Source organism: Gluconobacter sp. Dm-62, from assembly GCF_018256155.1.
Lineage (GTDB): Bacteria > Pseudomonadota > Alphaproteobacteria > Acetobacterales > Acetobacteraceae > Gluconobacter.
The window spans coordinates 270,182-283,443 of sequence record NZ_JAERLY010000003.1 but is presented as its reverse complement, the minus strand read 5'-3'; the positions used below and the strand labels follow the sequence as shown (position 1 = coordinate 283,443).

The window sequence follows — 13,262 nt, the reverse complement described above, 5'->3', positions numbered from 1 at the left end:
CCCCCCCCCGCGGACCGGACGTGGTTCGAAGTCCTCGGCGTCAGCGAGTTCGCATCACCCGACGACATCAAGCGCGCCTATCGTGATCTGATCCGGCAGTACCACCCGGACAAGGTCAGCGCGATGGGAGAAAAAATCCGCGAACTGGCGATGCGCGAAACACAGATCATCAACGCCGCCTTTCAGGAAGCCCGCCTCAGCCGCCGCTTCTGAGGCGTGGTTTGTGTACTCTGATGTCTGGCGGGTCTACACTCCTGCGGACATCATCAGGAGTGCCCCATGTCCCAGACGCCCTCGCCCCATGAGATGATCCGCGTCAGAGGGGCGCGGGAACACAATCTGGAAAACGTGGATGTGGACCTGCCGCGTGACCGGCTCGTCGTCGTCACAGGGGTTTCCGGGTCCGGCAAGTCCTCGCTGGCCTTCGGGACCATCTATGCCGAGGCGCAGCGGCGCTATCTGGATTCCGTCTCCCCCTATGCCAGACGCCTGTTCGACCAGATGCCGGTCCCGGTCGTGGCCTCCATCGACGGACTGCCGCCAGCAGTCGCCCTTCAGCAGCAGCGCGGCGGAAGCAGCAGCCGCTCCAGCGTCGGCAGCCTGACGACACTCTCGAACCTGCTGCGGATGCTCTATTCCCGCGCAGGCACCTATCCCCCCGGCCTCTCACGGCTGGAGGCAGAGTCCTTTTCGCCCAACACCCCCATGGGCGCCTGCCCGAAATGTCACGGACTGGGCCGCATCTATGACGTGACGGAACAGACGCTCGTTCCCGATGACAGCCTGAGCATCCGTGACCGCGCCGTCGCGGCCTGGCCCACGGCCTGGCAGGGACAGAACTTCCGGGACATTCTCATCACCCGTGGCGTGGATGTGGACTGCCCCTGGCGCGACCTGCCGAAAAAGACCCGCGACTGGATCCTCTACACGGAAGAAACACCGACCGAGCCCGTCTATCCCGGCCGCACCCACGCTCAGGTCATGGACGCCATCAAGCGCGGCATTCCGTCTGATTACAACGGCACCTTCAGCGGCGCACGGCGCTATGTCCTGCACACCTTCACGCAGTCGCAGAGCGAGAAAATGCGCAAGCGGGCAGCCTCCTTCATGGTCTCCGCCCCCTGCCCGGTCTGCCACGGACAGCGCCTGAACCCCGATGCTCTGCGCGTGACATTCGACGGACTGAACATCGCCGACTTCTCGAAGCGCACCCTCGAAGACATCGCCGCCTCACTCCGCACATCCGCCAAAACCCTTGCGAACGGCAAGGACGCCACGGCCGTAGCCGCGCGTGGCATGGTCGACGCCATGATCGAGCGCATCGACGTGCTGCTGGATCTGGGGCTGGGCTATCTCCAGCTCGACCGAAGCGTGCAGACACTCTCGCCCGGCGAATACCAGCGCCTGAAGCTCGGCACACAAATCCGCTCGAACCTGTTCGGCGTGGTCTATGTGCTGGACGAACCCAGTTCCGGGCTGCGCGACGCGGGCAATTCGCTGATCGTCGTCGAGCATAACCCGGACGTGATCCGCCGCGCCGAATGGCTGGTGGATGTCGGTCCGGATGCCGGCGAACGGGGCGGCCGCATTCTCTACAGCGGCCTGCCTGACAGACTGCGGGACGTAAAGGACTCCCGCACACGCCCCTATCTGTTTGGCGCAGTCCAGCCCCGCACGACCCCGGTCCGCAAACCAACCGGCACGCTGGAGCTGACCGATATCTGCTGGAACAATCTGGACCATCTGGCCCTGACGCTCCCGCTCGGGGTGCTGGTTTCGGTGACAGGCGTGTCAGGCTCCGGGAAATCCAGCCTCGTCGGGCAGGCCCTCGTCTCCATCATGGCCCGTGCTCTGGGCCAGAAAGTGGACATCGACCCCGACGACGACAGCACGGATGAGGCCCCGCCCCCCGAACATCGCGAGCCCAAGGGGAACGTTTCGGGCGGAACCGGCCCGATCAAACGCATGGTCATGATCGACCAGAAACCGATCGGACGCACCCCGCGCTCCAACCCCGCCACCTATACCGGCCTGTTCGACACGATCCGCCGCCTGTTCGCGGAAACGCCGGACGCAAAAACGCGCCATTTCGATGCGGGCTGGTTCTCTTTCAATGTCGCCAAGGGACGCTGCCCGCGCTGCGAAGGCGTAGGGACGGTCGATGTAGAGCTTCTGTTCCTGCCAACCGTGCAGACGCCCTGCCCCGTCTGTCACGGCAGCCGCTACAAACCCGAGGTTCTGGAAGTCCAGTGGAACGGGCACAGCATCGCGGATGTGCTGGGACTGAGCATTGACGATGCCTGTGACGTCTTCGCGGATGTGCCCGTTCTGGCGCACGGCTTCGACACCCTGCGTCGCGGCGGACTGGGCTATCTCCGTCTCGGACAGCCCGCCACCGAACTCTCAGGCGGCGAAGCGCAGCGCATCAAACTTGCGACCGAACTTCAGAAGCAGCGTAACGGACACATCCTCTATGTTCTGGACGAACCCACAACGGGCCTGCACCCGGCCGACGTAGACCGGCTGATGCTCCAGCTTCAGGCGCTGGTCGATCAGGGCAACACCGTCGTTCTGGCCGAGCATGACATGCGCGTAGCCGCCGCGAGCGACTGGATCGTCGATCTCGGCCCCGGTGCGGGACGCAAGGGCGGCCGGATCGTGGCAGCAGGAACACCCGAGACCGTCGCGGCTTCGGAACACAGCGTCACAGCCCCGTTCCTCCGCCGCTACGTTCACCCCGGATCTCAGGACACCGGGTGAAACAATACGCTCAGAGACCGCACACCCTGCGCACCATGCACGAGCACGCCTTCAATATCCGCTGTCGCTGACGGACCGCTCTGGAACACGGCATAATGCGCCTGCGTCCATTCCGGACGCTGATAGGCATTATGCAGATTGTAGACGATCTGCGCCGGGTCCAGCAGGATCACCAGATGCTGCGGCAGAAAACCCGTCGTGTTTACATGCAACTGCTTTTCCGTGAAGCAGAGCGATCCGGTCTCCGCCACCCCGAACGCCGCGCGCAGAACAGCATATTCAACCGGCGCAATATCCGTCGGCTTCGTCTGGGGCGTGATCTGCATGTCCCCCTGAAATTCCGGCACGCAGGACACGACAGGCCCCGGCTTGACGATGGCCTGCCGCACAGGGGCCATCGGATCAACCGCATCCGGGGTCAGCATTTTCCCACCCATGCGCTCCAGGGACTTCTGGAACATTTCCCTCAGATCGGACGGTGCCGCCTGATCGAACAGCGGCACGGGCGGACGGGCACGCTCGCTCTGCACATGGTTTTTCCGGATCGCCCCCAGAATGGCTTCGCGTGAGCCGCTCATGATTTTTCCCCTTCGCCCTGCTGCTTGCGGTTCTTGCGATACCATTCATTGAACGTCTGTTTGGGCGTCTCGGGGATGTCGCGCTTGCGGCCCCAGGTATTGAGCTTGTTGTAGAGCATGAAATGCGGAAGATGCCGCAGCGCGCTGCGGCCCAGAGGTAGGCTTGCGCGATAAACCACCGGCGACGCCAGAACCTCGCCAGCCGCTTTCATCATGACTTTCTTGACCGGGGAAATTTCCCCGTCGCCCGCCAACGTTTTACGCCAGTCGGCGATCTGTTCGTGAATATTGATCTTCACCGGACAGACATTGGTGCAACTGCCATTCATCGTCGAGGAATACGGCAGGTTGCGGTATTTATGGACGTTGAAGGTCGGATCGATGATCAGCCCGATCGGGCCAGCATAGGTCGCCCCATAACTCAGGCCACCACTGCGCCGGAAAACCGGGCAGGTGTTCATGCAAGCGCCACAACGGATGCATTTCAGCCCCGGCCAGAATTTTTCCATCCCGAGCCGCTCGGAGCGTCCGTTATCCACGAGCACGACATGCATCTCGCCTCCCTCACGCGGGCCACGGAAATGGGACGTATACTGCGTGATCGGTGACCCCAGCGCACTGCGTGACAGCAGGCGGATAAAGACCGCCAGATCGTCCAGCCCGGGGATCAGCTTCTCGATCCCGATGGACGCAATATGCAGCGGCGGCGTATTGGCGGAGAGATCAGCGTTGCCCTCATTGGTGCAGACAACAAACGTTCCCGTCTCCGCGACCACGAAGTTCCCCCCCGTCATGCCCGCCTGCGCCGACAGGATCAGCGGGCGCGTGGCCTCGCGCTGACATTCCGTGAGGTAATGGGCATCCGCATTGTCAGGGTCGGAACCAATCGTTTTGGCAAAAACGCTGGCAACATCGGTCCGCAGTTTATGCACGGCGGGCACGACAACATGGCTGGGCGCCTCGTCGTCAAGCTGCTGGATACGCTCGCCAAGATCCGTTTCGATGACCTCGACATTGTTGTGGGCCATGAACTCCCGGAAGCCACATTCTTCCGTGAGCATGGACTTGCTCTTGATCAGCCGTTCGACGCCCTTGCTGCGCAGGATTTCCAGCACGATGGCGTTATGCTCGGCTCCGTCCTTCGCCCAATGGACCTTGATCCCGTTGGCCGTCGCGTTTTTTTCGAACAATTCAAGATAGTAATCGAGCTTCGAAAGCGTGTGTTCCTTGATGCCCGAGGCGAGGTTCCGGAGCTCTTCCCATTCCTCAATCCCATGCATTTCCTTGTCGCGCTTCTGACGCAGGTCCCACAGACGCGCGTCATGCATGGCTTCGTGTTCGGTCGCGGCCATGAAGCGGTTCGCGGCTTCGGACTGGTCAACGGGCCGGTTCCCACGGATCTTCGCGCCACGGGGTTGCGGTTCTGAAATGCGGGATTTCAGCGGCCGGGAGGACGCCGCCCCATGATCCAGCTGATCGGCATGCGGATCGGCATGCGGATCGGTCAGTTCTTCATGCAGTTCAGCAGTCATGCGCGTGCTCCATTCAGGATCTGGGCGATGTGGATGTACTTGAGATTGGCGCCCATCCGCCGGGCACAGCCTTCCTGATGCATCATGCAGGAACTGTCGGAAGACGTGACGTATTCCGCCCCGGATTTAAGCTGGTCCGTGACCTTGTCCTGCCCCATCTTGGCCGAAACACCTTCCTCGAATACCGAAAACGTTCCGCCAAACCCGCAGCATTCATCAGGCCGCGTCAGATCAGCGAATTCGATGCCCCTGACCATTTTCAGCAATGCTTTCGGCTTGGAAAACGACTCTTCCCGACGTTCGCTCATGCTGGCAATCCGCAGGTTCCGCAGCGTGTTGCAGTTATTGTGAAGCGCAACACGATGCGGAAACTCGGCCCAGGGGAATGCATCGATCTTGAGAACGTCGTGCAGGAACTCGACCAGTTCATAGGTGCGGCTGCGAACGTGTTTTACCGCGTCAGTCTGATCAATGGCCGTCATATTGTTGCGCACCTGATTGGTGCAGCTTCCGGACGGCGTGACGACGTAATCGTATTTTTCGAAATTGCGGACGAACAACTCTTCCGTCTTGGCCGCTTCCCGCTCACAGCCCGTATTGGTCATGGGCTGCCCGCAGCATGTCTGGTCAACGGGATACTCAACGGACAGCCCGAAACGCTCCAGCAGTTCCAGAGTCGCGATCCCCGTCTCGGGGTGAAACATGTCCACATAACAGGGAACAAACAGACCGACCTTCATGGGGAATACCTTTGTCTTCAGTCATCGCGTGTAGAAACAATCTTATGAAAATAACGCAAAAACGAAAGACAAGTTTACGGGATAATTAAAGTCAAAATAATAAGAGTATTCTAGTCCTGATAATAACACCGGATTATAATAGTGAATTATGATGTATACATACGTGAATCATTTTAATTTTACTCATAATTATTGAAAATATGTTCTCAAAACGCAGAATTAAAATTCCTGCTGCAACACTTTCTCCGTTCCTGGCATCATATCTGGAAGAAATATTCCCGATCAGGAAAATAGGCTTTTCTGTCATTAACGAAAAATTATATAGCGACTGACATTCTGACAGCCTCTTACGCTTTCTGAGAAGTGCAGGTCCGTGTTGAGTGTGAACAATTCTTCCATTTTATCCGGTCTTCAGGTCCTCTCCCAAGCCACCACGGCACTGAACAAGGCGGAAACGGCCGTCTCAACAGGAAAAGCTGTTTCCACCGCCTCGGATAATCCCGCGATCTATTCCATCGCCAACTCAATGCAGGCCCAGTCTTCGGCCCTGAGCGGTGTCTCGCAGGGCCTGAATATTCTTGGACAGGTCGTTCAGACTGCCAGCAGTCAGGGCACACTCATCAACGACACCCTGACGTCCCTCGCCGCAAACATCAGCGAGGGACAGAACAACGGCATCGACAGCAGCACCATCAATACCCAGATCTCCAAGACATTGAGCCAGATCGACTCCATGGCGTCGTCTGCCACATTCAATGGCGTCAATCTGCTGGCTGGCGCGCTTGTCAGCGGCGTCAACTACAATACTGCATTAACGGCTCTGGACACTTATGGCGGCACACTCAAAATTGCCGGAAGCAACGCCACGTCCAGCGGGCTCGGCCTGTCGGGCCTTACCGTTGATCAGGCAGGTGTGACCATTCCACTCGACCCGGAAAACCTGGTCATTGCCGGGCCCCAAACCACCGTCTTGACCTTACACAACATCGCACAGGCCATGAACACCGGCACAGCCCAGAATCCGGCCGTCCAGTATCAGTTTGTCGCCGAGGAAGCCAACACCGGGACCAATAATCCGGGCAATTCCACCCTCTCCACAATCAATGCCGCCGTGGGGACGGGTTCTGATCTCCAGTGGGACCCGAGCACCGGCGATCTGACATCCGGCGCCAGTACGGTCATTACGTCCCAGTACACTGATCCAAACGGTGTAAAATTCTATACGCTGAATTCCGGCGAGGCCATTCAGGTTTCTCAGGGCGCCAACGACAGCCCTGTCTATACGGTGAGCTCGGCATTCGATGCACTGGGAAACCCTACCGCACAAAGCGTGATTACGCCTGTCACGATCAATGCGGCTGGTTCCGGAAAAATGGACGACCAGGGCATTTCCGATACGTTCATGGCGGCTATCTCCGGACAGGGATTTCATGTCGACCGCAGCAGCACTGACGGCACACTGACCATCAGCGGCGGAAACATCTATGCCCCGCCTTCTTCTTCCAGCCCGGATGTTTCCGCTCTTACGAACGTCATCAATACCGCCCCGTTTTCCGGCTCCTTTGTTGCCGTGTCGAGTGATACCAAAACTGTTCCCGTAGCCAAGAGAAATGACGACGGAAGCCTGGCGTATGACGATAACGGAAACATCGAAACCGTTCCCACTACGGACAGCTTCATCTCCTCATATGGCCAGCAGATCAGCCTGACGACTGCCAATGCAAGCCTTTCTGACCCCATAGCAACCCGTATGGATTTCAATACGAACGGCGCCGCAGCCGGAAAGGATGGCTATCAGCTTATCCTGAACCAGACGACCAGCGACGGAACACTCTCCAGCTCAAAAACAATCGCCAGCAGCGTCCAGACTTTGGTCGACAGCACACCAGAAATCAGCATTGATTCCAGCACTGGTACTCCTGCGCCGTCACAGGTCATTTCGCAGGGCAATGGCAAAACGGTCTTTAAGATTTCCACAACCGCATCCGGTACCCCCATGTATGTCAGCCTTGAAAAAGACGCCGACACCGGAAACCTGACCTATGCCGTCTCGGCATCCTCCGACTTTCCGCAGGGAGAGACACAGAATATCGTAGCCGTAAACGTTACAGCCGATATGACATCACAGAGCACCTATCAAAACAGTCTTTATACCCCGATCATCGCCACGCTGGACTCTCTGGGCATCAATACGGCGACCAGCAGCATCGGCGCCACGACGCTCTCGATCGTTGCAAGTGGTTCAAACATCGCGGGATCCATTCCTCCCGGCACGGTCACAGCCGATGATGGAACACCTGTATGGGCAACACCGGGAATACCGTCTGTCTTCAACAATATCCAGCACCCCTCTGACAGCACGATGTATACCCGTCTCCCGGTCTATGAATCTGTTCCGGCCAACAGCTTTCTGCTTGTTGCAAACAGCAGAAATTTTTCGGGCAATACGGTCTCCGGTCAACAGGTCAGTGGCTATCAGGTCGCGATCGGCGCCGTCACTGCTGCCGTTTCAAAAATGTCGTCCATTAACGCATCCCTTGGAACCAGCACCGATCTCATTTCGCAGCTTACGAAGACCACGGCCGCACAGCAGGATGCCATCATAACCGGCATTTCCGCCCTGACCGATGCCGATCTGGCGCAGCAGAGCGTTCTGCTTCTGTCGGCTCAGACCAAACAGCAGCTCGCCGTACAGTCCCTCTCGATCATGAACGGCCAGTCCTCAATGATCCTCAAACTTTTCCAGGGCTGACAGTCTGGTGAGGGCAGGCTTTCTCCATAAGCCCTACGACATGCGTCAGGATATGCCGCTCGTCGTATTCCTCAAGTGCAACCTGTCTTCCAGCCGCACCCATCTCCCGTCGTAACACCGCATCCTGCGTCAAAGCGCGCAAGGCCCGCGCAAGCGGGGCGGACAGACCCGGTGGAACCAGAAAGCCCGTCTTCCCATCCAGAACCTGTTCTCTCGGCCCGCGAACGTCTGTCGCCACAACCGGCAGGCCCGTCAGCATCGCTTCGATGACTGACATGGGCAGGCCCTCAAAATGACTGGGAAGCGCAAACACATCCGCTGCCATCAGAAGTTCAGCCACATCTTCCCGATAACCAAGCATCCGCAGACGCGGGCCAAGGCGCTCCCGTGCGCGCTCGAACGCCTCAGTCAGGTCCGCGCCGTGATCTGAAGGCAGGCGTTCCCCGACCACCCAGAGCTCGGCATCAGGCACATCTTCCATGGCACGCAGCAGCTCGGGATGGCCTTTGTGCCGTACAAGACGCGACACCACGATCACGACCGGCCGGTCTTCCGGCACACCCAGTTCGTGACGCAATCGCGCGCGTGTTGCCGGATCAGGATGATAGCGTGCCGGATCACGCCCGTTGCCCACTGCAACTGGATTACGGTTCAGATGCAGTCGACGCGCATCCCGTGCCTCCTCGCGAGAGACTGTCATGTACAGATCGGTGATCCGTCCCGCCGCCCATTCCAAAGCTACGGAAAGTAGTCGACGACGCCATGACCCGGGCTGGTTGAACAGGAAACCGTGACAGGTATAGGCCACAACCCGCACCCCGCAGAGCCGTGCAGCAAAGCGCGCCAGAACGCCACTGATCGGCATATGCCCATGCACCAGATCAGGCTTTTCCCGCCGGATCAGCCGTACCAGAGCCATGAAGGCCCGATACTGTGCCACCGGAGACAGCGATCGCGCCATAGGAACGGCGTGCACGGTAAAGCCTTCGTCCCGCACAGCTTTCAGATGCGCGCCTTCGGCACATGCCCCGTGCACGTCATGCCCTGCCTCACGCAGTTCCCGCATCAGCGGCAAAAGGAACTGCCTGAGCGCAAAATCCACATTCGTGATTTCAAGTATCTTCATGGCATGACCCCAGGCACGAAGCGTGCCTATTCCGGAATGCGTTCGAGCAGCCAGGTCACACTCTGATGGGTACGCCTGACCGGTTTCTCTGCAGCAGGTTTACCGTCCTCGGCAGGGCTTTCTGTGTCAGGCGCGGCCGGTTCCGGCATCGCCAGCGGCGTAATGATAATCTGTTTGCAGACTTCGCGTTTTCCACGCCCCAGATAAACGTCGTTCTCAAGCCGCACAACGCCGTCACGCTGCCTGAAACGCCAGATCGTCCCGCCAACCTGAAGAATGATGTCTTCATCATCCTGCGTCACCTTCACATCCGGATGGATATGAAACCGGATGGCAAAATCAATATTGCGCTCTCCGTCGATGAGTTCCTGACCGCGCAGATCCTCACCATCAGAGCCGAAATACAGACGGCGCGTCCATTTCGCCCCAAGCGGCGCATGGTAGCCGTCATGCGCCAGTTCCAGCCAGTGCGCGGCACCATCCGTCTGATGATCGCAGGACACGGTGACGGGGCGACGCGTCATGCCACCATCCGCCCCGAAATCAGCGGAAGACAGACCATCCGCCACCAGAACCGTATGGGCGGCACTGCTCCGCATGGCATCCCGCCAGGCCCCAACCACTGCGCTCCCGCAATTGACGAACAGCCTGTGACGCTGGTGCGAGAACTCGAAAGACAGCGTTCCGGCGTGTGCGGTGGCGTCAAAACCTGCCGGAGCGGGCGGTCCGCTATCCACGATCAGCAATGATTTTCCCAGTACGAGCCGCGTAAATTTCCCCTGCGGCATGGCCGGTGCAATCAGCTTTTGCCGCGATCCCTGCGCCAGAACGTCTTCCACCGCTGCACTGTGCCGCTCATTCGCCCCGTTGAAGACCGCAAGCCCACCATCTCCATGCCGCATCGCGCGCAGGACGGGACAGACCTTATCCAGGGCCCGATCGATGAAAGGCGGAACACTGGCATGGGCTGTGCGGAACATGACGGACATCTCCGCCAGCTCACGCGCCGCCAGAAACTGCGCTTCAGGGCTGTGCTCAGTCACGGTGCCATCCGCAAGGATCAGACGCTCAAGTTCCCCCGGAAAATACCGCAGGAAGCGGGACATGAACCCGGTATGCTCCGGCATTGCCATCGCAGCGGCCAACAGCCCCCGGAACGCCATCAGGCTGCGCACACCCTGTGGAGAGAGAGGCAGAAGAGCTGCAATTGTGCGGGCCTCTACAAGCATCCGCTCCATCAGGCGCTGCTGCAGCCGCGGATCGGCAGATGCCAGGCAGAACTCATGATTCGACAGCCATGATGCCAGACGCGACCCCGTAACGCAGGCATCCCGAACCAGCGGGTCCGTCGGCGGATGCGACAGCCAGTCACTCACAAGTCCCCGCGCGGTCAGACGGGCCCTGTCGCTACCGAGTGTCCGCAGGTCCCGCAGCCAGCTGAACCCATGCAGCCATTCCCGCGCCGGCTCCGGCCAGGGACCCCGCTCCCAGTTCCCGCTCGGTAACGGATAGTCCTGTCGGTCGAAGCGGAAATGCCCGCCAATCAGGCGCGCACCCTGCTCCGGATCACCCTTCCAGGGATCACGAAACGCATGCACGGGTCCTTCGGAGGTGGACCCACCAAATGGCAAACGGGCAAGGGAAAGACGGAGACCGCGAAGCCAGCGACTGCCTGTCATCAGGTCATCTGTTCCACGAACGGTCCTTCAAGCGCCCGGATCGCAGCGTCCCGGTCTTCTTTGCCGAAGACTGCCGACCCTGCCACCAGCATGGTCGCGCCTGCGTCCACGACAAGCGGCGCCGTCCGGGGATCGATCCCGCCATCCACCGCGAGGATGATGTCACGGCCGCTCTCACGAATCATTTCCGCCAGCGTCCTGATCTTGGAAAGCTGGCTGTCGAGGAAGCTCTGGCCGCCAAATCCCGGATTAACGGTCATGACAAGGATGATGTCCACCAGATCCATGACTTCTGACAGCGCTCCGGCAGGCGTTGCCGGACAGATCGCAACACCCGGACGACAGCCCAGGGCGCGGATTGTCTGAAGCGAACGGTGCAGATGGGGCGCATTCTCGACATGCACCGTAATGTGATCGGCCCCTGCCTTTGCAGTTGCCTCCAGATACGGGTCCACCGGATCAATCATCAGATGCACATCGAACTTCGCATCCGTATGTTTGCGAAGTGCGGCAATCACCGGAGGCCCGAAGGAAATGTTCGGCACGAAATGCCCGTCCATCACATCAAGATGAAGCCAGGGCGCACGCGCAATGGAGGCAATATCTTCCCCAAGGCGGGAAAAATCAGCAGCCAGAAGGCTGGGAGCGACGATGATCGAAGGACGGTCAGTCATACTGTCATGTATCGGCAAACACATCGCGTGACGCAAGCCACATCCGCATCCGTGCGCATCTTCGTGAGGTTCATGTCTGCGCGCAGTCCCCACAGGAACCCCGCTGCTCCTGAAACGTCCTGATAGCCACATCTGTCGACCTGCCCGGAGTGCCTCATGACTGATCGCCTTTCCCCGACCCTTCTCAGCCGCGACAGCTGGATCCGCCGCCCCTCCCACCGGGCCTGGCTGGAAATGCAGGGTCGGCGTCTTCTCGATTTCAGCAAGGGCGGATGCGTTGACGGTGGTTTTACCGGACTGGACCTGGAAGGCACACTCCCCGAAAACGCAAAACCCGAAGCCACGCTGACGGCGCGCTGCGTCCACGCCTATGCCGTGGCCGAACTTCAGGGGCTGCCCGGAAGCGCACCCCTCGTTGCGCACGGAATCCACGCCCTGCGCACGAACTTCCGCGATGACGCTCATGGCGGCTGGCAGCATTTTGCGGACAAGGACAACGACCGCAAACAGGCTTATCTGCATGCCTTCGTAGCTCTTGCGGCGTCTTCAGCCGTCCTGATTGGCGCTGAGGGCGCGGGTGATCTGCTCAAGGACGCCATCCACCAGATCGAAACCCATTTCTGGAGCGAAGACGAAGGCGTCATGCGCGAGAGCTTCGCGCCGGACTGGTCAGACGAGGAAGACTATCGCGGCGCCAACAGCAACATGCACTCCACCGAGGCCTTCATGGCACTGGCGGACGTCACCGGAGACGTGAAATGGCTGCATCGCGCCCGGCGCATTGTGACACGCTTCGTGCATGAACTGGCCGCCGCGGAAGGATTCGCAATGCCGGAGCATTTCAACCGCAACTGGACTCTTATGCGCGACTACCACGCAGACAAACCCAATGATGACCTGCGGCCCTATGGTATGACGCCCGGGCATTTCGTGGAATGGGCCCATCTGACCCTGAAGCTTGAAGCCGCCCTGCTGCGTCACGGCCTCGCAACGCCGGAATGGATGCTGCACGACGCGCAGGCCCTGTTCGAGACCGGGATGAACACCGGGTGGAACGCCGATGGTCGCCCGGGCATGCTCTATACGATCAACTGGGAGCACGGCCCGCACAACCGTAGCCGCATCCACTGGGCGCAGGCCGAAGCCCTGACGGCCGCCATCAATCTGTACAAGCGGACCGGCAATTCCCATTACGAACACTGGTACCGCATGATCTGGGATTACATCGATACGACCCTGATCGACCGCGATTTCGGCAGCTGGTTCAATGAAGTCAGCCCCGAAGGCGAGCCAACCGAGACGATCTACAAAGGAAAAGGCGACCTGTATCACGCCTATCAGTCCACGCTTGCTCCCATGATGCCGCTGGCCCCGTCCCTTGCCACCGCCATTGAACAGATCGGCGTCCCGTACTGATCGCT

At 59.7% G+C, this 13,262-nt stretch carries 10 protein-coding genes; 4 read left to right on the top strand and 6 right to left on the bottom strand.

Annotation, left to right across the window (positions count from 1 at the left end):
• On the top strand, positions 1–213 hold a 213-nt coding region (locus tag JK202_RS05975), incomplete at its 5' end, for a DnaJ family molecular chaperone (RefSeq protein WP_211559136.1).
• A gap of 66 nt (positions 214–279) precedes the next feature.
• The gene (locus tag JK202_RS05970; RefSeq protein WP_211559134.1) at positions 280–2,760 is read left to right on the top strand and encodes an excinuclease ABC subunit UvrA; all 2,481 of its coding nucleotides are present in this window, start codon (positions 280–282) and stop codon (positions 2,758–2,760) included.
• Here the strand turns inward: JK202_RS05970 and JK202_RS05965 are convergent.
• Genes JK202_RS05965 through JK202_RS05955 form a run of 3 tightly spaced genes read right to left on the bottom strand, consistent with a single transcriptional unit; the run spans position 2,745 to position 5,610 of the window.
• Positions 2,745–3,338 (bottom strand): LUD domain-containing protein, encoded by a 594-nt coding sequence (locus JK202_RS05965; RefSeq protein WP_211559132.1) that lies wholly within the window; start codon positions 3,336–3,338, stop codon positions 2,745–2,747. The two genes, JK202_RS05970 and JK202_RS05965, sit on opposite strands and share 16 nt — an antisense overlap.
• Positions 3,335–4,870: a lactate utilization protein B gene (locus JK202_RS05960; RefSeq protein ID WP_211559130.1), complete on the bottom strand. Its 1,536-nt coding sequence runs from the start codon at positions 4,868–4,870 to the stop codon at positions 3,335–3,337. The genes JK202_RS05965 and JK202_RS05960 overlap by 4 nt, the downstream gene beginning before the upstream one ends.
• Positions 4,867–5,610, bottom strand: a complete 744-nt coding sequence (locus tag JK202_RS05955; protein ID WP_211559128.1) for a (Fe-S)-binding protein — start codon at positions 5,608–5,610, stop codon at positions 4,867–4,869. Before JK202_RS05955 ends, JK202_RS05960 begins: the two co-directional genes overlap by 4 nt.
• 382 nt (positions 5,611–5,992) lie before the next feature.
• Between JK202_RS05955 and JK202_RS05950 the strand changes: the two genes are divergently transcribed.
• Positions 5,993–8,362 carry a flagellin gene (locus tag JK202_RS05950; protein WP_211559126.1) on the top strand — a complete coding sequence of 790 codons (2,370 nt, stop codon included), beginning with the start codon at positions 5,993–5,995 and terminating at the stop codon, positions 8,360–8,362.
• On the opposite strand, the gene JK202_RS05945 is transcribed toward JK202_RS05950, so the two are convergent.
• From JK202_RS05945 to rpe, 3 genes are read right to left on the bottom strand one after another with little or no spacing between them, the layout of a single operon-like run.
• A complete protein-coding gene (locus JK202_RS05945; protein WP_211559124.1) occupies positions 8,343–9,488 on the bottom strand; it encodes a glycosyltransferase family 4 protein in 1,146 nt (381 codons plus the stop codon). The two genes, JK202_RS05950 and JK202_RS05945, sit on opposite strands and share 20 nt — an antisense overlap.
• A 26-nt stretch (positions 9,489–9,514) precedes the next feature.
• The gene (locus JK202_RS05940; RefSeq protein ID WP_211559122.1) at positions 9,515–11,167 is read right to left on the bottom strand and encodes a heparinase II/III family protein; all 1,653 of its coding nucleotides are present in this window, start codon (positions 11,165–11,167) and stop codon (positions 9,515–9,517) included.
• Positions 11,167–11,841: a ribulose-phosphate 3-epimerase gene (gene rpe / locus JK202_RS05935; RefSeq protein ID WP_211559120.1), complete on the bottom strand. Its 675-nt coding sequence runs from the start codon at positions 11,839–11,841 to the stop codon at positions 11,167–11,169. Before rpe ends, JK202_RS05940 begins: the two co-directional genes overlap by 1 nt.
• Positions 11,842–11,997: 156 nt before the next feature.
• Between rpe and JK202_RS05930 the strand changes: the two genes are divergently transcribed.
• Positions 11,998–13,257, top strand: coding sequence for an AGE family epimerase/isomerase (locus JK202_RS05930; RefSeq protein WP_211559117.1), 1,260 nt, complete (start codon positions 11,998–12,000; stop codon positions 13,255–13,257).
• Positions 13,258–13,262 lie beyond the last annotated feature (5 nt).

Coding starts and splice junctions, on each gene's coding strand:
- JK202_RS05965 (WP_211559132.1), bottom strand. CDS start 3,338: ATGAGCGGCTCACGCGAAGCCATTCTGGGGGCGATCCGGAAAAACCAT.
- JK202_RS05970 (WP_211559134.1), top strand. CDS start 280: ATGTCCCAGACGCCCTCGCCCCATGAGATGATCCGCGTCAGAGGGGCG.
- JK202_RS05940 (WP_211559122.1), bottom strand. CDS start 11,167: ATGACAGGCAGTCGCTGGCTTCGCGGTCTCCGTCTTTCCCTTGCCCGT.
- JK202_RS05930 (WP_211559117.1), top strand. CDS start 11,998: ATGACTGATCGCCTTTCCCCGACCCTTCTCAGCCGCGACAGCTGGATC.
- rpe (WP_211559120.1), bottom strand. CDS start 11,841: ATGACTGACCGTCCTTCGATCATCGTCGCTCCCAGCCTTCTGGCTGCT.
- JK202_RS05945 (WP_211559124.1), bottom strand. CDS start 9,488: ATGAAGATACTTGAAATCACGAATGTGGATTTTGCGCTCAGGCAGTTC.
- JK202_RS05960 (WP_211559130.1), bottom strand. CDS start 4,870: ATGACTGCTGAACTGCATGAAGAACTGACCGATCCGCATGCCGATCCG.
- JK202_RS05955 (WP_211559128.1), bottom strand. CDS start 5,610: ATGAAGGTCGGTCTGTTTGTTCCCTGTTATGTGGACATGTTTCACCCC.